Genomic DNA, 19956 nt, shown 5'->3' on the forward strand with positions numbered 1-19956 from the left:
ATGCTGGTCGGGTTCGGCTACGACGTGCACCGCCTGGTGCCCGGGCGGCCGCTGGTGCTGGGCGGCGTCCGGATTCCCCACGCACTGGGGCTGGACGGCCATTCGGACGCCGATGTGATCCTGCACGCCCTGATGGACGCCCTACTGGGGGCAGCCGGCCTCGGCGACATCGGGCAGCAGTTTCCCCCGTCCGACCCCGCCTACAAGGGGGCGGACTCCCTGGACCTCCTGCGGCGGGTGGTGGCCCTCCTCGAGGCGGAGGGGTACCGGCCGGTCAACTGCGACATCACCCTGCTGGCCGAGCGGCCGAAGATCGGACCCCACGTGGGGCAGATGCGGGAGCGCATCAGCGGGGTCCTGGGCGTCGCCCCCCGCCGGGTGGGCATCAAGGCCACCACCAACGAGGGCATGGGCTTCGTGGGGCGGGAGGAGGGCATGGCGGCCTACGCCGTGGCGCTGATCGCGGAGGCCTGACCGCCGGCCCGGGCAACTTGACATCTGGTGGCATCCCCCGTAAAATCATAGGAAATGCAAAGGCAGCGAACGGGAGAAGTACCTGCAGGAACCCGCACAGAGAGCCACCGCCACGGCTGCAAGCGGAGGTCGGGCGAGCGCAGGGAAAATGCGCCCGGGAGCCGGGGCCCGAACGGGCGCGGGCGATGCCTGCGGCCGCTAGGCGCCCACGGAAGGCCACCGTTAGCGGGCACAGGGTGTGATGGCACCCCGAAGAGCGGGGCGCGGCTTGTGCGCCCAATCAGAGTGGAACCGCGGGCACTGACTCGCCTCTGGGATGACAGAGGCGGGTCTTTCGTCTGTCAGGGGGAGGGAAGCGAGATGTTGAGCCAGATTCGGCGTGACATTCAGGTCGTGCTGGAGCGGGATCCCGCTGCGCGCTCGGTCCTGGAGGTGCTGCTCTGCTACCCCGGCTTGAAGGCCATCTGGGCGCACCGCGTGGCGCACTGGCTCTGGAAGCGGAACTTCAAGCTCCTGGCCCGGGTGATCTCGCAGATCTCCCGCTTCTTTACGCAGATCGAGATCCACCCCGGCGCCGTCATTGGACAGGGGGTCTTCATCGACCACGGCAGCGGAGTCGTCATCGGCGAGACGGCGGAGATCGGCGACAACGTCACCATCTACCAGGGCGTCACCCTGGGCGGCACGGGGAAGGAAAAGGGCAAGCGGCACCCGACCATCGAGAGCGGCGTGGTGATCGGCAACGGGGCGCGCATCCTGGGCTCCTTCAGGGTCGGCGCCAACAGCCGGATCGGCGCCGGCGCGGTGGTGCTGCGCGAGGTGCCGCCCAACTCGACGGTGGTCGGTAACCCGGGCCGGGTCGTCGTGCAGAACGGCGTTCGCACGGACCAGCTCGACATGATCCACATGCCTGACCCCATCGCCAACATGTTTGACCAGATGCAGCGGCAGATCGACAGGCTCACCCAGCGGATCGAGCGGCTGGAGGAGGAGAATCGGGCGCTGCGCAGAGCACAGGAGGGTCTGACCCATGGGCATTCGCATCTATAACGATCTGACCAGGCAGAAGGAAGAGTTCGTCCCCCTCGAGCCCGGCAAGGTCCGGTTCTACAACTGTGGCCCGACCGTCTACGACTACTTCCACATCGGCAACGCCCGCAACTTCGTCGTGTTTGACACGGTGCGGCGCTACCTGGAGTACCGGGGCTACCAGGTGACCTTCGTGCAGAACTTCACCGACGTGGACGACAAGATGATCAAGCGCGCCCAGGAGAGGGGCATCACCGTGCGCGCGCTGGCCGACGAGATGATCGCCGCCTACTTCGAGGACGCCGGGGCCCTGGGCGTGCGCCCGGCGGACGTCCACCCCCGTGCGACCGAGCTGATCGACGAGCAGATCGACATGATCCAGCAGTTGATCGACAGCGGCCACGCCTACGTGGTCGAGGGCGGCGACGTCTACTACCGGGTCACGACAAAATCCGATTACGGGAAGCTGTCGCACAAGAACCTGGAGGATCTTGTCGCCGGCGCGTCGGAGCGGGTCGACCCGGACGACCGTAAGGAGCACCCGTTCGACTTCGCCCTGTGGAAGGGCCAGAAGCCGGGTGAGCCGGCCTGGCCCGCGCCGTGGGGGGCCGGCCGGCCCGGCTGGCACATCGAGTGCTCCGCGATGGCCCGGAAGTTCCTGGGCGACACCATCGACATCCACGCCGGCGGCGAGGACCTGGCCTTCCCCCACCACGAAAACGAGATCGCCCAGTCGGAGGCCGTGACGGGCAGGCCCTTCGCCCGCTACTGGATGCACAACGCGCACCTGATGATCGACGGGGCGAAGATGTCCAAGTCGCTGGGCAACTTCTTCACCGTGCGCGACATCCTGAAGCACTTCGACGGCGAAGTGATCCGTATGTTCCTGCTCTCGGCCCACTACCGCACGCAGCTCAACTTCAGCGACCAGCTGGTCGACGACACCCGGCGGGCGCTGGAGCGCCTCTACAACACCGTGGCCAACCTCGAGCACCTGGCGCGCACCGCGCCGAACGCGGAGCTCACCGAGCAGGAGGCGGCGGTGCTGGCCGAGCTGGCCACCGCCCGGGAGCGGTTCATCGCAGCCATGGACGACGACTTCAACACGGCCGAGGGCATCGCCGTGCTCTTCGACCTCAGCCGCGAGCTGAACAGCCGGGTGGCTCCCGGCGCCTCCCGGGTCCTCGCCGAGGGCGGGCTGGCCCTGTTGAAGGAGCTGGCCGGGGTGCTGGGGCTGCTGCAGCGTGAGAGGGCGGCCCAGGACCTCGACGCGGAGGTGGAGGCCCTGATCGCGGCCCGGCAGGAGGCCCGGAAGGCCCGGAACTTCGCCGAGGCCGACCGGATCCGCGACCAGCTCAAGGCGATAGGCATCGTGCTGGAGGACACCCCGCAGGGCGTGAGGTGGAAGCGGGTATGAGGCTGAGCAACCCGCTGGAGCTGCCGCCGCTCACGCTGGCCTACCTGGGCGATGCGCTCTACGAGGCCTTCGTGCGGGAGCGGCTGCTGGACCTGGGACACGTGCGGGTGAACGACCTGCACCGCCAGGCCCTGCGCTACGTCCGGGCCACCGCCCAGGCCGGGATCCTGCAGCACCTGCTGCCCGCGCTGACCGAGGAGGAGCAGGACGTCGTGCGCCGGGGCCGGAACGCCAAGGGGCATGCGGCCCCGAAGTCGGCCGACGCGGCGGAGTACGCCGCCTCCACCGGCTTCGAGGCCTTGCTGGGCTACCTGCACCTGGCCGGCCGGGAGGAGCGGCTCCAGCAGCTGCTCCAGGCTGCCGCGGCGCACGTGGAGGAGCAGCATTAAGGCTCGTGCACGCAGTGTAACTCGTTTCCCTTGAACATCGTCTAGGAAGTACGGGACTTCTTTAAGGAGGACGCAAGGTCTATGCTTCCGAGGCGATGGCTGTTGACCGCACTGTCTTTGGTCTGCGTGCTGGCCGTGGGGTGCTCCTCCGGCGGGCGTGCGCAGGGGGAGACCACGGGCCCGGGCGGGACCGTGGGGAGCGAACCGGCACAGGCCGGGGACAGCAGCGACACCGGGTCAGACGGCGGGGGGACCACCGCGGGAGGAGCCGGCGGGGAGAGCGCTGCCGTCAGCGTTTCCAGCTCCATCTCCCTGGTGGAGTACCCTTGGGTCAAGGCGCCGGCCCGGGTGAGCGCCTTCTCCAAGCAGATCCGCATCCAGTTCAGCGGCCCCGTCGACCGCGGCTCCGTGGAGGCACGGGTGGCTGAGTCCGTCTTCAACACCCCGTACACCCTCGAATGGTCCGGCGACCAGGAGGCGCTGCTCACACTGCAGGCAGGCTGCTCCAGCGCTGAGCTCTCCATGGCGGGGGTGAAGGACGCAGCGGGCAGGGAGTTGCTGCCCGACCGGAACCCTCCTCTGAGCCTGCGTCTCCCGTGTCACGGCGGTGCCTATCGGCTCGTCGGGGCCGTCGACGGCCTGCCGATCGACGGGTTTCCCGCCGACATCGCCACCATTGTCGACTCGGACCCGGCGGGGAGCGTGCTCGGGAGGGCGGGCACGATCTACTTCCTGTTCGAGGCGGGAGAGGTTCGCCCGGTAGCCTACACCCAGGAAGGCACATGGGCCAGGCTCCTGCGTGGCGGCGACCTGCTCATCGCCGACGGTCACACGCTGCGGCGCGTCGACCGCCAGGGGGAGGTCCTGAAAGAGATCACCCTGCCGGGTTCCGTGATCCAGGGGACGGTCTCACCCAAGGGCGATGCTGCACTGCTTCTGCTGGGTTCACAACAGGCGGTTCTGGTCGACCTGGCGCAGGGGTCGACGCGGGAGTTGGCGACCGTTGCCCAGTCCGGCGACGTGACCCAGCTGCTCTGGCGGAGGGCCGCGAATGACGTTCTGGCGATCACCGAGAGCGGCCCCAACTGGACGCCGGCCTGGACCCTGAACCTGGAGACCGGGGAGCTCAGTCAGCCCACTGGGCCCCTGCAGCTGGAGTCGCCCGATGGCCGGTGGGTGATCGACTTCGACCGGATGGGGATCTTCGCCACCGATGACCCTGCCACCCCGGCCGTGGCCCTCAGCGACGAGATGCTCCACCCGCAGTGGGCGCCCGTCTGGGCCCCGGACTCCCGCCACCTGGTGATGGGCGGTGGGCAGGTGATCGACGTCGCCACCGGGACCGTTCTCCGCTCGCTCGCCGATCTCCAGACCTGTGCGCCCCTGCGGACGCTGTCGGTGGGGCTGGCAGGGGAGGAGCTGTTCGTGGCCTACCAGGACAGCTGCCACTAGGCCGTCTTGCTTCGTCGACGGCCCGTGCGCCGCGTCTTTCCGCACCACTCGCACCCCCTGAATCCAGGGGGTGCCGCTGTCCTCAGCCGGTCCCGGCGTCCGATTCGGCGAATGCACGGGCAGGGGCGGGGCCGGGGGGATGGAATAATAAACAGAAGTTCTCATCCGCGGGAGGTTCGGCGCGTGAATATCGAGATCCAATACTTGAATCTCTGCCGCGAGATTCTCGACGAGAACCAGACCGAGATCGCCGAGGGTCGCTGGACGCCGAACCGGACGGGCACGGGCACGGTGGGCGTGTTCGGCCGGATGCTCAAGCACGATATGGCCGAGGGCTTCCCGGCGTTGACGACGAAGAAGCTCTTCTTCAACTCCGTCAAGGCCGAGCTGCTCTGGTTCCTGGCGGGCCGGACGGACCTGGAGTTCCTGCACGAGCGGGGCTGCCACATCTGGGACAAGGACGCCGCCCGGAACGGCGGCGTGCTGGGGCCGATCTACGGCAAGCAGTGGCGGGCGTGGGAGGGCGCGAACGGCCGGACGTACGACCAGATCGCCTGGGTGATCGACCAGATCCGACAGATCGCGGCGGACCCCGAGCGGCCCAATCCCAACGCCCGGCGCCTGATCGTCAACCCGTGGAACGTGGCGGACCTGGAGGCGATGGCGCTTCCGCCGTGCCACGGCCCCTTCCAGTTCCACGTGAAGGACGGCAAGCTCCACCTGGCGCTGTGGCAGCGGAGCGCCGACCTCTTCCTGGGGGTGCCGTTCAACATCGCCAGCTACGCCCTGCTCCTGCACATGGTGGCGCAGGTCACGGGGCTGCAGCCGGGGACCTTCACGCATTACCTGAACGACGTGCACATCTACCGCAACCTGGTGGACCAGGTGCGGCTGCAGATCGCACGGGAGCCCTATCCCCTCCCGCAGCTCTGGCTCAACCCCGAGGTGCGGGAGATCGACCAGTTCACCATGGACGACATCCAGCTGGTGAACTACCGGCACCATCCGGCGATTCGCGGGGAGATGTCGACATGATCATCCTTATCGCGGCGATGGACCGCAACCGGGTGATCGGCCGGGACGGGCGGATGCCCTGGCGCCTCCCCGCCGAGATGCGCCACTTCCGGCGCACCACGATGGGCCACGTGGTCGTGATGGGCCGCAGGACCTACGAGTCGATCGGCGGGCCGCTGAAGGGACGCACCAACATCGTGCTCACCCGCGACAGGAGCTTCCGGGCCCCGGGCTGCGAGGTGCGCCACTCCGTGGCGGAGGTGCTGGCGGACCCGCGGCCGCTCTTCGTGATCGGCGGGGCCGAACTCTACAGGCAGTTCCTGCCCCACGCGGACGAGATGATCCTCACCCGCATCGACCACGAATTCCAGGGCGACACCTTCTTTCCCGCCTGGGAGGCGTCGGAGTGGGAGCTGGTGGAGGCCACCCCCCATCCGCGGGACGACGAGAACCCGTACGACTTCGTGATCGAGCGGTACCGGCGCGCTGCACATCAGGGAAGGCCGGTGCGGGCAGACTGAAGGCGAAGGAGACTGAACCCGTGTCTGGACAGATCGAAGGACGGAACCCGGTGCTGGAGGCCCTGCGGGCAGGCCGCGCGCTCAACAGGCTCCTGGTGGCCAGGGGCGCCCGTGAGGGGTCGATCCGGCAGGTCGTGGCCCTCGCCCGCGAGCGGGGGGTGGTCGTGCAGGAGGTCGACCGGGAGCGGCTGGATGCCATGGCGCAGGGGCGGAACCACCAGGGCGTGATCGCCCTCGCCGCAGCCCACCGCTACCACGACCTGGACGACCTGCTGGCCCGGGCCGCGGCCTCCGGTGAGGATCCGCTGCTGCTGGTGCTGGACGGGATCGAGGATCCGCAGAACCTGGGCTCGCTCCTGCGCACGGCAGACGCGGCCGGCGTGCACGGCGTGATCATCCCCGAGCGCCGGGCCGTGGGGCTGACCGAGACCGTGGCCAAGGTGTCGGCGGGTGCGGTGGAGTACGTGCCCGTGGCCCGGGTGACCAATATCGCCCGCACGCTGGACACCCTCAAGGAGCGGGGCTACTGGGTCGTCGGCACCCATCAGGACGGCCGGGAGCTCTACTACGAGGCCCGGCTGACGGGCCCGCTCGCGGTGGTGATCGGCAGCGAGGGCAAGGGCATGAGCCGGCTGGTCCGGGAGAAGTGCGACTTCGTCGTGCGGCTCCCGATGCTCGGCCACGTCACCTCGCTGAACGCCGCCGTGGCCGGGGCCATCCTCGTCTACGAGATCCGCCGGCAGCGCAGCAGCACGGGATAGCGAAGGGGGGCGCTTCCATCCGCCGCCACACCGGACTCTGCCACAGCTCCGCCCAAGCCGCGGCCGGCCGGCTGGCCTGCGCCCTGTTGCTTCTTGCCTTGCTCGCCACCTGTCCCCTTCGGATCACGGCCTGGGCGCATGGCGCCCCGGACCGGCCGCCGGAGGGGCTGGAGTTCCTTCTCGCGCGGTTCAGCACCCCGATCGTCAGCGCGGAGCCGGGGCGCGTGCACAACATCGCCCTCGCCGCCGCCAAGATCGACGGGCGTGTGCTGCAGCCAGGCGAGATCTTCTCTTTCAACGATGTGGTGGGCCCCCGGGATGCGGCGCACGGCTGGGCCCAAGCCAACGAGATCTACCAGGGGGAGTACGTGCTGGGCTACGGCGGCGGCATCTGCCAGGTGACCTCGACCCTGTACAACGCCGCGCTGCTGGGCGGGCTCGAGATCCGGGAGCGCTACCACCACGACCGGCCTCTGCAGTACATCGACCCCGGCCGGGACGCCACGGTGGTGTGGGGCCTCCTGGACTTCCGCTTCCGCAACAGCCTGGCCGTGCCCGTGCGGCTCGCGGTGCGCCTCGTGCCGGGCGAGCCCGCACACCTGGAGGTGGCGCTCCTCACCCTCCGACCCGTGGAGGGGGAGCCCATCGCCATCGAGGAGGAGCACGTCCGCTTCCTGCCGCCCGACCTGACGGAGGTGCCCGACCCGGGGCTGCCCCGCGGCCGCCGGGTGGTGGTGGACGAGGGGCAGCCCGGCCTGGAGGTGCGCATCTACCGCGTCTTCGGCGCCGGGCCGGGCGCACGCCGGGAGCTGGTCTCGCACGACCGCTACCCGCCCCGGGCCGGAAAGGTGCTGGTGGGAACGGGCGAATAGAAGTCGGGTGGCCGGTTGCTCCGGCCACCCGACATGACGCTAATAAGGCGACACACATATTTCGACACCGCCGTCGAAATCCCTGCTCAGGCGGGGCGATTTTCGCTGCCGGATTACGGTTACGCGGGCCTGTTGCCTTGACGGTATCTCGCGCCAGCGAGTATAATCCACATTAGGATTGCCGCAGAGGGACAAGGCGTAATTCGGGCCGCTCTTCCAATCCGCAACACGACGGTTGCGACAGCCTCAGGACGGGTAGTCGCCGTACTTATACGTAGTCTACATCTGTTGAAGGATTGAATTGAGAGGGGGACGGCTCATGACGGCGACACCGCAGCGCGATGTCTTCCCCGACTACGACTCCATGTTGGATGAAGACATTGTGGAGTTTGCCCGTGAGGGGTCGACGGAGGCGCTGGAATTCCTCATCAACAAATATAAGAACTTCGTGCGGGCAAAGGCTCGCTCCTACTTTCTCATAGGGGCCGACCGCGACGACATCACGCAGGAGGGCATGATCGGCCTGTACAAGGCCATCCGCGACTTCCGCTCGGACAAGCTCTCCTCGTTTCGCGCTTTCGCGGAGCTGTGCATCACCCGCCAGATCATCACCGCCATCAAGACGGCGACCCGTCAGAAGCACATTCCCCTCAACTCTTATGTGTCGCTGAACAAGCCGATCTACGACGACGACTCCGACCGGACCCTCCTCGACGTGATCTCGGGCTCCAAGGTGACCGACCCGGAGGAGCTGATCATCAGCCGGGAGGAGTTCGGCGACATCGAGGGCAAGATGGAGGAGATCCTCAGTGACCTCGAGTGGAAGGTGCTGATGAGCTACCTCGACGGGAAGTCGTACCACGAGATCGCCGTGGAGCTGCACCGGCACGTGAAGTCCATCGACAACGCCCTGCAGCGGGTGAAGCGCAAGCTGGAACGGTACCTGGAGAACCGGAATCAGGGGATGGATAGGGGACATGACTAGGCCGCCGGCAGCGGCCTTTTTCTTTATGTCAACGGCCGCGCGTCTGTCATAGGCTGGAAGGGGGAAGGAGGGAGAGCATGGGCTGGTGGAACGACGACGTCTCAGACCGGGACTGCGGCTGCGCCGGCGGACGCGACCGGCACGACCACGACCGGCACGATCACCACTGGCACGATCACGACTGGGACGACTGGGATGACTGCGGCTGCCACGATCACGACCGGCACCACCGCAGGCGCCGCGCGATACCCATCGGCGAGGTCACCGTGGACTGCACCCCCGTCACCTTCCGCACGAAGGGCCAGGCCTTCAACCTGGTCACGTGCCCGAAGTCCTTCTTCGTGCCGGGACCGGGAGGCGTGCCCTGCGTGGCCACGGTGAACACCCCGCCGCAGCAGATACCCGTACTGCCCATCGACCGCCGCAAGCAGAAGTGCGGCTGCGCCTAGGCACCGGAGGGCACCGGCCCTCCTTACACATTTGAATCTGGCCGGGGAATGTGATATGATAGTCGCTGCCTCGATTCGCTGGCGTAGCTCAACTGGCAGAGCACCTGATTTGTAATCAGGCGGTTGCAGGTTCGATTCCTGTCGCCAGCTCCAGAAACATACCCGGGCTCCGGGGGCAAACGCCCTCCGGAGCCCCTTCGCATTTACAGAACCAGTCCCGCGAGCACCGCGATCACCACCAGCCCGGGCAGCAGGTTCCCGATGCGGATCTCCGTCGCGCCCACCAGGTTCAGCCCGATGGCCGCGACCATGATCCCGCCGGTGGCGCTGATCTCCCGGATCATCGCCGGGGTCAGCACCCCGCTGATCGCCGACGCCCCCAGGGTCATCAGCCCCTGGTAGATCCCCACGGGGATCGCCGCGAACATCACCCCGATGCCCATGACGGAGCCGAACATGATCGACGCGACGCCGTCGAGGATCGACTTGGCGTACAGGATCGCCGGGTTGCCGTTCAGCCCGTCCTCCAGCGCCCCGGTGATGGCCATCGCGCCGGTGCAGAAGAGCAGCGAGGCCTGCACGAACCCCTTGGCGAAGCTCCCCCGCTGGGTGATGGGCCAGCGCTCCAGCCTCTGCGCCCACGCCTGCAGCCGGTCCTCGATGCGCAGCAGCTCGCCGATCATGGTGCCCACCGCCAGCGAGACGACCAGCAGCAGCACGTTCTCGGTCTCCCACGCCATCTTCAGCCCGATGAGGATCACCGCAAGGCCCAGGGCCTGCATGGTGCCCTTGCGCACGGCTTCCGGCACCTGTGGGATGACCAGGCTCCCCAGCGCGCCACCCACGATCACGGCTCCCACGTTCGCAAGGGTGCCCAGTCCGATCACGTCAACAGCCTCCCGCTTTTCCCCTTTACCAGCGTAAATGTTCGGCCTTTTGTCCATCTTTCCTGCACGGATGGCGCGGGAGATGGCACAGGGTTACTCCTCCTTCTCCTCACAGGAGGCGTCGCTCTCCACGCGGTTTCGCCCGGCCCGCTTGGCGGCGTAGAGCGCACAGTCGGCCCGGTGGAGCAGGCCCTCGACGCTGGTGTGCTCCGGCCGCCACTGGGCCACGCCGAAGCTGGCCGTGAGCTGAACGGCCAGCTCCTCGCCCACCCGCACCGCCTGGGCTGCCGTCGTCCCGGGCAGGAGCACGGCGAACTCGTCGCCGCCGATGCGGGCGAAGGAGTCCTCGGCCCGCAGGATCTGCCGGCCCGTCACAGCCACCTGGCGCAGCACCTCGTCGCCGGCGGCGTGCCCGAACCGGTCGTTGATCCGCTTGAAGTGGTCGATGTCCATCAGCAGCAGCGAGGTGGGGCTGGAGCGGCGTGCGGCCTCCACCAGCTCCCGCTGGCAGAGCTGCACGAAGAAGCGCCGGTTGAAGGCCCCGGTCAGCTCGTCGGTGGTCGCCATCTGCTGCAGGTTCGCCTCCAGCCGCTTCCGTTCGGTGATGTCCCGCAGCACGCAGATGCGTACCGCCCCGTCGCCGGAGTCGGCCGGCAGGGCCGCGGTGCTCATCTCCGCCCACCGGGCGGAGCCGTCCCGGCAGCGGATGACCAGCTCGATCACCGTGTCCGGCCGCGGGGCCGCCCCGACGTCGGTCACCTCCGCGAGGGGGCGACCGACCAGCTGGTCCGGGGTGTGGCCGGTCAGCCGGCACACGGAGGGGCTCACGTACACGAAGCGGCCGGCGCGGTCGAGGGTGACGATCACGTCTGCCACGTGCTCCGCGAGGAGCCGGTACTGGGCCTCGCTGCGCTCGAGCTCGGCGGTGGTGCGGGCCAGGGCCTCGGCCATGGCGTTGAACGCGGCCGAGAACTCGCCGAGGAACTCCACCCGCTGCGTGAAGTCGCCGGCGGCGATCCTCTGCGTCTGCCGCGTGAGGTGGCGCAGCTTGGCCTGCAGGGACTTGAGATGGCCGCTCAGGACCCCGCGCTCCCGGATCGTCTGGCTCAGGTCGCCGCGGCAGATGCGGATCAGGTGGCCGCGGATGGCCGCCAGCTCCCGGTAGAGGGCCGCGAAGGCGGCGTGGCCTTGCAGTTCCTCCGGCGGCAGGGCGCTGGCCTGAGGATCGGTGAGCAGGCGCTGCAGGGCCGCGACCGCGCTGTCCAGGCGGGAGTCCGGCGCGCTCACAACTCCGTCACCGCCTCAGCCACGAAGCGGCAGATGCGCCCGCCCGTGCACCAACAGTCGACCTCGGTCACGCGGAACGCGCGGCCCGTGGAGAACTCGAGCGCACCGGCGATGAAACCCTCGACGAACTGGCAGACCTCCGTGTCCATCTCGGGCAGGCCCGAGCAGTCCATGTCCTCCTCGATGGTCAGCACGAAGCGGCCGGCCTCGGCGTCGGCCTCCTCCATGCGCATGATGCCGATGCCATACTCCCGCAGCCTGGCCTGCAGGTTGCGCACGTACTCGGGCATGGCGGTCATGGGCCCCAGGAAGCGTTCGGCGAACGCCCGGCCGGCCAGGCGCCCCGCCTCCCGGAGGATCCGGTTGGTCGCCTCGGTGCCGAGATCGGCCTCGAGGACGCTCCGGAGGCTGAACTGCAGGAGCCGGTACATCTCGAGGCGGACCGTGGGCCCCAGGTTCGGGCGTCCCAGCGCGATGTCCCCTATCGCATCCCAGGCGAATCGGCCGTTCCCATTCCGCATGGCCATCCTCCTCGCTGACGCGAGCCACTGCGAACGGTACCTGTCACTCTTTATTTTACACTGGCCAGACATGGTTCGCTGCAAAGAGTTGCACAGGAAGAAGAGGCACCCCCGAACGATCGCGGGGGTGCCTGCTTTCACGTCGGTGGTCCGGACGCCCGCCGGACGGGTCGAGGGGGTCGGTGGTGTACGAGGTCACCTCGGGTCGGAACTGCCAGGGGTTACCACGGATCGGCGGGGAGGGTGCGCACCACGACATCCGTAAACGCGCCCCGCCCCTCGTCGACGAAGAGGCCGAAGGACGGCCCGCGGTGGTCGTAGACGCGCACGGCCAGCGCGGCGCGGTCGTTGACGAAGACCTCGAGAATCGAGCCCGAGATGAAGAGCGTCACCGCAAACTCCTGGTCGGGCGTGCAGGGCAGCGGACGGTCCACGGCCTGCAGCCGGGGCTGCCCCTCCGGCCCGTAGCTGCTCAGCGTGAACCGCTGCCCCTCGGGGTCGATGGTCAGGCGGTAACCGCCGGTGAGCGCGGGGTCGGTGCGCAGCAGGGCGCCGAAGCGCCGGGCCCGCCCCTCGGGCCGGAAGCGGAACCGGATCAGCCGGTTGCCCGGCAGGTCGGCGGTGGCGTAGGCCAGCCCGGGCGAAGCGGCCACCAGCCTGCCGTCCTCGTCACGCCATTCGCCCAGGCGGGGGGTGAACTGCGGCGCCGGCGCGGGGACGCCCATCTGCAGCCGCTCCGGCGGGCACTTGACCCACAGGCTGCCGTCAGCCGGGTCCTGCACCAGCTCGCGGGCCAGCCCGTGGCCGCCCCACTGGGGCCAGCCGGAGTCCGCGTCGCCCGCGCGGGTGCCCAGCCAGCCGAAGAGCATGCGCCGCCGCCCGTCGCCCGCCGTCTTGGCGGCGTAGAAGAACGGGCCGTCGAAGGTCTCCACCCGGGGCGTCTCCCAGGGGCCGTTCAGGCTGCGGGCCCGGCGGTAGAGCGTGCCGTGGGTGGAGTTATGGCCTCCGGAGAAGAGCAGGTACCACCAGCCGTTCCACTCGAAGAGATCGGGGCATTCCAGGTGCCGGGTCAGGTGCGGCGCCCAGTACGGGTCCCGCACCTCCCATGAGCGGAGGTCCTTGGAAGCCAGCAGCGCGATCGCGCCCCGGAACGGCTCGGGCCCGTCCTTCAGGGAGGCGGTAACGAGCATCCAGTACTCCTGCGCCTCCTCGTTCCAGAACGGAAAACCGTCTCGCCAGTCGGTGGCGGCGTACCGGCTCAGGTCCGGCCGCGAGATCGGGTTGGCGGGATCCTTCGTCCAATGCACCAGGTCGGTGCTGGTGGCGTGGCAGAGGGTCTCGTGCATCACCCCGTTGGTGGTGAAGTAGCGGCCGAGGTAGTACATGTGGAACGTCCCGTCCTGGTGGAACACCGAGCCGGTACCGCAGGAGGCCTCCTCGCCGGGTTCGATGGCCATGGGGTACTCCGTCCAGTGCACGAGGTCGCGCGAGGCGAAGTGGCCCCACTTGTGGCAGACGCGGGGCAGCACGAGGTGCCCCTGGTCCCACACGTAGAACAGGTGATACGTCCCCTCCCAGTAGAACGGAACGGGATCTCCGAACCAGGCGTTGGCGCTCCGGTCTGTGGGCCGCAGGTGAACGGCGTCGACCGGGCGACTAACCGGATCATCCAAGGGCTCGTCATCCTCCTCAAATAGGCATATAATGCATCCCACAACCATATACGCTTGTAGTGGTCAGCCGCGCAAGCCCCCTGGGACCCCTGGAAACCGTTTGTACCGGAACCGTGCGAACTTGGATATCAACTGTAGCAAAGAGATGCTCGGAACACAAGGGAGGATCTGCAATGGCTGAACCGGATCAAACGGGCCCGCTGGATGACCGGGCTCGACGCGGCATGGTGGCATCGACGGTGGAGGGCTGTACCTTCTCAATCTGGTCGAGCGCGCTGGGCGGGAACTTCCTCACCGGCATGGCCCTGCACCTGGGGGCGGGCGGGTTCGTGCTCGGGATCCTCGGGGCGCTCTCTTCCCTCGCCACGATGATGCAGCTGTTCGTCGCACCGCTGGTCGCCGGGCTGGCGCGCCGGCGCGACTTCCTGGCGCTCTTCTCGGGCATCCAGCGGGTGGGCGGCGCCCTCGCCGGCCTGGCTGCGCTGTGGCTTCTGCCCAGGCCCGCTGCCCTCTATGTCTTCGTGACCCTCCAGGCCCTCGCCTGGATCGCGATGGCTCCGTCCACCGTGGTCTGGAACGGGTACATGTCCGACCTTGTGCCTGTGGAGGTGAGGGGGCGGTTCTTCGCCCAGCGCAACTCGTGGTCGGCCCTCGTCTCGATGCTGGCCGTGCTCCTCTTCGGCAGCATCCTCGACCGCTGGCCGGGCGCTCCGGGCTTTACCGCACTCTACGTCGTGGCGCTGGCCGCGGCCCTGGCCAACCTCTACTGGTGGCTCCGCCACCCGGAGCTTCCCCAGGGCGACAGCCGCGGCAGCCACTCCTTCTGGCAGTCGGTCCGCATCCCGCTCACCCGCCCGGGGCCGCACCTCACCGCCACCTGGTTCTTCGCCGCGTGGGGCTTCGCACAGGGCCTCGCCACCCCGTTCTACTCCCTGGCGCTGCTCTCGTACCTGGGGCTCTCGTTCACCACCGTCTCCTGGCTGGCCACGCTGGCCTCGATCTCCTCGATCGTGACGGCGCCGCTCTGGGGGCGCTGGCAGGACCGCGTGGGGCAGACCAGGGCCATCGGCATCCTCACCCTGATGCTGGCACTCGTGCCTTTGCTCTACCTGCTCGGCGCCCCGCTCGGGCTCGCCCCCCTGGTCGTCGGCCACCTGGTGCACGGCTCCGCCTCCGCCGGGATGGGGCTCGCCAACCAGACCCTGAACATGCAGCTGGCGCCGCGGCAGGACCGCGCCTCGTACTTCGCCTTCTTCGCCGCCGCAGCAGGCCTGACCGGCTTCCTCACGCCCGTCCTGGCCGGGCGTCTGGCCGGAGAGCACCTGGTCCCGCTCTTCATCGGGTCGGCCCTCCTCTCAGGCCTCCTGAGCCTCCTCTGGACCGTGCGGGTAGAGCCCGCGCTGGTACGGCAGATGCGCCAGATCCTTCCCGCGGACTAGTGCTTTCGTGCCGTTTCCTACTCGAGGATGAGAAAAACGCGATTTGGCCCGGGAAGTCAGCAGGAAAACCCCCAGTGCGCGGCCAATTACTCTAGCACATAGACTAAGTTGACCCGAATGAGCGGGGTTTTCCCGCCCTCCGGGGGTCCCAGCTGCCAGGAATCGCGCAACTTACATGTTCTGATAAAGAAAGGTGGAACCGCAAGGTGACCCGCCGGGTGGTGACCGGGAACAGCGACTTGATCCGCCAACTGAACCGCTCGCTCGTGCTGGACGTGATCCGGCGCCAGGGACCTGTCTCCCGGGCCGAGGTCAGGCGGGTCACCGGTCTGAACTTCACCACGGTGACCAACGCAGTGGCCGACCTGATCGCCGACGACCTCGTGAAGGAGGTCGGCCTCGGCACCTCCAGCGGCGGGCGGAAGCCCGTACTGCTGACGCTGAACCCAACCGCCCGGTACGTGTTGGGCTGCGAGCTCCAGAGCGCCAAGCTCGTCATCGGTCTGTTCGACCTGGCGGGCAACCTGGTGGGCCGGGTGCAGAAGCCCAAGTGTCCGCGCACCTCCCCGGACGAGGCGGTCGCCCGCATCGCAGAGGGTGTGCGCGAGGTCCTCGCCGCCGCCGGCGTCTCCGCTGAGAAGGTGGAGGGGCTGGGTGTGGCCGCCCCGGGTCCCCTGGACGCCGAGTCGGGCGTGCTGCTGACGCCGCCCAACATGGTGGGCTGGCAGAACGTGCCGCTGCGGCAGCTGCTGGAGGAGGCCACCGGGCTGCCGGTGATGCTGGAGAAGGACGGAAACGCCGCCGCAGCGGGCGAGGTCTGGTTCGGCGCCGGCAAGGCGGTGCGCAACCTGATCCTGATCATCGTGGATGACGGCATCGGTGCCGGTATCGTGATCGGCGGTCAGCTCTACCGCGGCAAGGGCGGGGCCGGCGAGATCGGCCACGGGACGCTGGATCTGGACGGGCCGCGCTGCAGCTGCGGCAACCACGGCTGCCTGGAGGCGCTGGCCTCCGGTTTCGCCCTGGGCCGGAAGGCGGCCGAGCTGATCCGCAGGGGCGTGAACAGCCAGCTGGCGGACCTGGCCGAGTCCGGCATCGGCACGGAGCACATCCTGGCTGCCGCCGAGGCCGGCGACAAGCTCGCCGCGGACCTGCTGGACGAGTGCGGCCGCATGCTGGGCATCGCCGTCGCCAACACGGTGAACATGTATAACCCCGAACTGATCGTCCTGGCGGGCCGGCTGGCCCAGCGCAGTCCCATCGTCCTCGAACGTGCGCTGCAGCTGGGCAGGGCGAGAGCTTTTCCGGTGCTCTCCAACCAGGTGCGCATCGTGCGCTCCGGCCTCGGGGATGACTTTCTGGTGCGAGGGGCGGCATCGCTGATCCTGGCCCGGCTCTTCCGGGGACCGGTCAATCTCTTTCCATCGTGAGCGTGGGGAGTTCGTTGGGCCGAGGCTCACACGGTCCCCAGGCGATAGAGGCCCGCATTACACGCTGAGGAGGTTCGCATGGGCATGATCGGACGCAAGGTTACCGCTGTTTTCCTGTCTTCCGTGCTCGCCGCCACGCTGCTGGCCGGCTGCGGTGGCGGCGGCAAGGGCGGAAGCACCACTCCGCCCGCGACGCAGCAGCCCGCCCAGGGGGGCCAGCAGACCCAGACCCCGCCGTCTTCCCAGCCGGTGACGCTCGAGTTCTGGGGCTGGTGGTCTTCGGAGACCCGCATGCCGACCATCAACAAGATCGTCGACAAGTGGAACGCCGAGCATCCTGACATCCAGGTGAAGTACACCTTCGTGCCCTTCGGTGAGATGAACACCAAGTACCTGGCCTCCGTGGCCGGCGGCAACCCGCCCGACATGGTCGTGTCGCCCGACATCTTCACCTCCATCCAGCGCGGCGAGAACGGCCAGGCGATGGAGCTGAGCGCCCTGGGCGCCGCCAGCGTCAAGGACCTGTACTACCCGAACTTCTGGGATGCCGTCACCACCGATGACGGCAAGATCTACGCCCTGCCCTGGGTCGGCGAGACCAAGTTCCTGTACTACAACAAGGAGCTGTTCCGCGAGGCCGGGCTCGACCCCGAGAAGGCTCCTGTGACCTGGGATGACCTCTGGAACTTCGCCGACAAGCTCGATAAGTGGGAGGGCAGCAAGCTCGTCCAGATGGGCTTCCACCCGCTGATGGGCAACTTCGGCTTCCAGGGCTGGGTCTGGAACGCCGGCAGCCTGCTGTTCGAGAACGACGAGAAGCCGACCATCAACGCCGCGAAGAACGTCGAGGTCCTCGAGTGGATCAAGAAGTGGACCGACCGGTACGGCTACGACGTGTTCGCCAGCTTCAAGGGCAGCTTCGGCACCGGCCCGCAGCACGCGTTCATCCAGGGCAAGATCGGCATGGTGGTCGAGACCGCAACTTTCGAGAAGGAGATCAAGACCAACGCCCCCAACCTGGAGTATGGCGTGATCCCCGTCCCGACGCCCGACGGCAAGCAGCACCAGAACGCCTCCTACTCCGGCGGCTTCGCGGTGGAGCTGCCCGTGGGCTCCAAGCACCCGCAGCAGGCCTTCGAGTTCGCCAAGTACTGGACCCAGGAGGCCGCCGTGATCTGGGCCCAGGAGCAGAACGACTTCCCGGCGTACACCAAGGCCGTCGAGACCATCACCACGCCTGAGTTCAAGCGGGCGGCCGACAACATGAAGTACACCGGCCTGATCCCCGTGCCGATGACCGCCACCAACTTCATGGACTTCCTCAACCCGGCCATCGACGAGGCCTTGATGGGCAGCATGAGCCCCAAGGCAGCGCTGGACCAGGCCCAGTCCCAGATCGAGGACGTCGTCGCGGAGAACCTCGCGGGCAACTAGCAGTTCGCGGAGGCGAAGCCCCGGGGGGCCAGGCTCCCCCCGGGGCGTTCCGTAGGTGCGCATTCCATACTCAGGGAGGTGACACCACAGAATGGCAGCGGCAGCCAGGCCCAAGCGTGCGCGCTTCCAGTGGACAGCCAGGGCGCGCGAGGCGCTGACCGGATACCTGTTCATCCTGCCCTGGGCAATCGGCTTCGTGGTGTTCATCGCAGGACCGATGCTCTTCTCGCTCTACGCCAGCTTCACCAACTACAACGTGACCTCGAAGTTCGACTGGATCGGCCTGGCCAACTACAAGAAGATGTTCTTCAATGACCCGTTCTACTGGAAGTCCATGGGGAACACCCTGTACTTCACGGTCTTCTCGGTGCCGATCAACATCATGGTGGGCGTGGTCTCCGCCGTCATGCTCTTCCAGAACGTACCGCTCCAGAAGATGTGGCGGACCATCTTCTACCTGCCCAAGGTCCTCACCGGTGTTGCGGTGCTGATGCTGTGGGTCTGGGTCTTCAACCCCCAGGACGGCCTGATGAACAACCTCCTGCGGTCCATCGGGGTGGACAGCCCGCCGCTCTGGTTCGCCAGCCCGAAGTGGTCGAAGCCGGCCCTGATCGTCATGTCGGCCTGGAGCGCCACGGGCGGCATCCTGCTCTACCTGGCCGGCCTCCAGGCGATCCCGAAGCAGCTCTACGAAGCGGCGCAGATCGACGGGGCCTCAGGCTGGCGCCAGTTCCTGAACGTCACGCTGCCGATGCTCTCCTCCACGATCTTCTTCAAGTTGATCACCGGCATCAACGGCGCCATGCAGTACTGGGAGGCGGCCCTGATCGTGACCAACCCGCCGGGCAGCCCCTCCAACTCGACGCTGTTCAACGGCCTGTACATCTGGAACACCGCCTTCCGCGACCTGAAGATGGGCTATGCGTCGGCCATGGCCTGGGTGATGTTCGTCATCACGCTGATCCTGGCGGCCATTCAGTTCTGGGGTTCGAACCGCTGGGTCTACTACGAGGGTGAGAGGAGGTAGTCGCCGTGGCCACCAGTTCGACATCGCCCCAGTTGACACCCGAGCTGCTGCGCAGCCGCCGGCGGCATCTCATCTACACCATCGCCTGGAAGACGGTGGCAATGCTCATCCTCGGCGCGGTCAGCGCCTTCATCCTCTTCCCGGCCCTGTGGATGCTCTCCACGGCCCTGAAGCCTGACGACCAGGTGGCTCTGGCGACCTGGATTCCCCGGCCGCCGGTGTGGCGGAACTTCATCGAGGCCTGGACCTCGGTGCCGTTCACCCGGTACACCATCAACACGGCCCTCTACAGCGCCGCCTGCGTGATCGGCGAGACGCTCAGCAGCTCCCTGGTGGCCTACGGGTTCGCCCGCCTGCGCTTCCCGGGGCGGAACCTGCTGTTTGGCGTGATGCTCTCCACGATGATGATCCCCGGCATGGTCACGATGATCCCCCAGTACGTCCTCTTCTCGAAGATGGGCTGGGTGGGCAGCTACCTGCCCCTGGTGGTGCCCAAGTTCTTCGGAACGCCCTTCTTCATCTTCCTGCTCCGCCAGATGTTCATGGGCATCCCCGAGGAGCTCTGCGAGGCGGCTCGCATTGACGGGGCCAACGAGTTCTGGATCTACTCCCGGGTAATCATGCCGCTCTCCAAGGCCTCGCTGGCCACGGTCGCCCTGATGAGCTTCGAGGGCGCCTGGAACGCCTACGTCGGCCCGGTCCTGTACATCAGCGACCCGAAGCTGTACACCGTCCAGGTCGGCCTGGCGATGTTCAAGTCGAGCTCGCAGACCGAATGGCAGCACCTCATGGCCGCCTCGATCATCGTGATGCTCCCCATCATCGTCCTGTTCTCGGCCTTCCAGCGGTACTTCGTGGAAGGCGCGGCCATCTCGGGTGGCGTGAAGGGCTGAAG

At 67.9% G+C, this 19956-nt stretch carries 20 protein-coding genes and 1 tRNA gene; 17 read left to right on the plus strand and 4 right to left on the minus strand.

The genetic code is table 11. The features are described from left to right. From ispF to J2Z79_RS08900, 12 genes are all read left to right on the plus strand, one after another. Nucleotides 1–474: a 2-C-methyl-D-erythritol 2,4-cyclodiphosphate synthase gene (gene ispF, locus J2Z79_RS08845; protein ID WP_209466536.1), complete on the plus strand. Its 474-nt coding sequence runs from the start codon at nt 1–3 to the stop codon at nt 472–474. 360 nt (nt 475–834) lie between these two features. Next, a complete protein-coding gene (gene cysE, locus J2Z79_RS08850; protein ID WP_209466505.1) occupies nt 835–1524 on the plus strand; it encodes a serine O-acetyltransferase in 690 nt (229 codons plus the stop codon). After that, nucleotides 1511–2920 (plus strand): cysteine--tRNA ligase, encoded by a 1410-nt coding sequence (gene cysS, locus J2Z79_RS08855; protein WP_209466537.1) that lies wholly within the window; start codon nt 1511–1513, stop codon nt 2918–2920. The genes cysE and cysS overlap by 14 nt, the downstream gene beginning before the upstream one ends. After that, on the plus strand, nt 2917–3309 hold the full coding sequence (locus J2Z79_RS08860; RefSeq protein ID WP_209466506.1) for a Mini-ribonuclease 3: 393 nt from the start codon (nt 2917–2919) through the stop codon (nt 3307–3309). The genes cysS and J2Z79_RS08860 overlap by 4 nt, the downstream gene beginning before the upstream one ends. An 81-nt stretch (nt 3310–3390) precedes the next feature. Beyond that, complete coding sequence (locus J2Z79_RS08865; protein ID WP_209466507.1) at nt 3391–4761, plus strand: TolB-like translocation protein; 1371 nt, start codon at nt 3391–3393, stop codon at nt 4759–4761. 183 nt (nt 4762–4944) lie between these two features. Further along, nucleotides 4945–5796 carry a thymidylate synthase gene (locus J2Z79_RS08870; protein ID WP_209466508.1) on the plus strand — a complete coding sequence of 284 codons (852 nt, stop codon included), beginning with the start codon at nt 4945–4947 and terminating at the stop codon, nt 5794–5796. Then, a complete protein-coding gene (locus J2Z79_RS08875; RefSeq protein WP_209466509.1) occupies nt 5793–6296 on the plus strand; it encodes a dihydrofolate reductase in 504 nt (167 codons plus the stop codon). Before J2Z79_RS08870 ends, J2Z79_RS08875 begins: the two co-directional genes overlap by 4 nt. Nucleotides 6297–6316: 20 nt before the next feature. Then, nucleotides 6317–7057, plus strand: a complete 741-nt coding sequence (gene rlmB / locus J2Z79_RS08880; RefSeq protein WP_209466510.1) for a 23S rRNA (guanosine(2251)-2'-O)-methyltransferase RlmB — start codon at nt 6317–6319, stop codon at nt 7055–7057. A gap of 86 nt (nt 7058–7143) precedes the next feature. After that, complete coding sequence (locus J2Z79_RS08885) at nt 7144–7929, plus strand: VanW family protein (RefSeq protein ID WP_209466511.1); 786 nt, start codon at nt 7144–7146, stop codon at nt 7927–7929. A gap of 319 nt (nt 7930–8248) precedes the next feature. Next, entirely contained in the window at nt 8249–8914 is a 666-nt protein-coding gene (sigH, locus tag J2Z79_RS08890; protein WP_209466512.1) for an RNA polymerase sporulation sigma factor SigH, read from the plus strand. Between the two features lie 77 nt (nt 8915–8991). Then, nucleotides 8992–9363 (plus strand): hypothetical protein, encoded by a 372-nt coding sequence (locus J2Z79_RS08895; protein ID WP_209466513.1) that lies wholly within the window; start codon nt 8992–8994, stop codon nt 9361–9363. Nucleotides 9364–9440: 77 nt separating this feature from the next. After that, nucleotides 9441–9516, plus strand: a tRNA-Thr gene (locus J2Z79_RS08900). A 50-nt stretch (nt 9517–9566) separates the two neighbouring features. Here J2Z79_RS08900 and J2Z79_RS08905 read toward each other — a convergent pair. The 4 genes from J2Z79_RS08905 to J2Z79_RS08920 form a co-directional block, all read right to left on the minus strand. Continuing rightward, nucleotides 9567–10250: a DUF554 domain-containing protein gene (locus J2Z79_RS08905; protein WP_209466514.1), complete on the minus strand. Its 684-nt coding sequence runs from the start codon at nt 10248–10250 to the stop codon at nt 9567–9569. 93 nt (nt 10251–10343) lie between these two features. After that, complete coding sequence (locus J2Z79_RS08910; protein WP_209466515.1) at nt 10344–11537, minus strand: sensor domain-containing diguanylate cyclase; 1194 nt, start codon at nt 11535–11537, stop codon at nt 10344–10346. After that, nucleotides 11534–12058, minus strand: a complete 525-nt coding sequence (locus tag J2Z79_RS08915) for a V4R domain-containing protein (RefSeq protein WP_209466516.1) — start codon at nt 12056–12058, stop codon at nt 11534–11536. Before J2Z79_RS08915 ends, J2Z79_RS08910 begins: the two co-directional genes overlap by 4 nt. Before the next feature lie 221 nt (nt 12059–12279). Next, nucleotides 12280–13731: a glycoside hydrolase family 32 protein gene (locus J2Z79_RS08920; RefSeq protein ID WP_209466517.1), complete on the minus strand. Its 1452-nt coding sequence runs from the start codon at nt 13729–13731 to the stop codon at nt 12280–12282. A 173-nt stretch (nt 13732–13904) separates the two neighbouring features. On the opposite strand from J2Z79_RS08920, the gene J2Z79_RS08925 reads away from it, so the two are divergent. The 5 genes from J2Z79_RS08925 (at nt 13905) to J2Z79_RS08945 (ending at nt 19954) form a co-directional block, all read left to right on the plus strand. Continuing rightward, nucleotides 13905–15170 (plus strand): MFS transporter, encoded by a 1266-nt coding sequence (locus J2Z79_RS08925; protein WP_209466518.1) that lies wholly within the window; start codon nt 13905–13907, stop codon nt 15168–15170. 206 nt (nt 15171–15376) lie between these two features. Next, complete coding sequence (locus J2Z79_RS08930) at nt 15377–16600, plus strand: ROK family protein (protein ID WP_209466519.1); 1224 nt, start codon at nt 15377–15379, stop codon at nt 16598–16600. An 84-nt stretch (nt 16601–16684) separates the two neighbouring features. Further along, nucleotides 16685–18034 carry an ABC transporter substrate-binding protein gene (locus J2Z79_RS08935; RefSeq protein WP_209466520.1) on the plus strand — a complete coding sequence of 450 codons (1350 nt, stop codon included), beginning with the start codon at nt 16685–16687 and terminating at the stop codon, nt 18032–18034. Between the two features lie 91 nt (nt 18035–18125). Continuing rightward, nucleotides 18126–19061 carry a carbohydrate ABC transporter permease gene (locus J2Z79_RS08940; protein ID WP_209466521.1) on the plus strand — a complete coding sequence of 312 codons (936 nt, stop codon included), beginning with the start codon at nt 18126–18128 and terminating at the stop codon, nt 19059–19061. 5 nt (nt 19062–19066) lie between these two features. Next, on the plus strand, nt 19067–19954 hold the full coding sequence (locus J2Z79_RS08945) for a carbohydrate ABC transporter permease (protein WP_342589454.1): 888 nt from the start codon (nt 19067–19069) through the stop codon (nt 19952–19954). Nucleotides 19955–19956 lie beyond the last annotated feature (2 nt).

The organism is Symbiobacterium terraclitae, from assembly GCF_017874315.1.
Lineage (GTDB): Bacteria > Bacillota > Sulfobacillia > Symbiobacteriales > Symbiobacteriaceae > Symbiobacterium > Symbiobacterium terraclitae.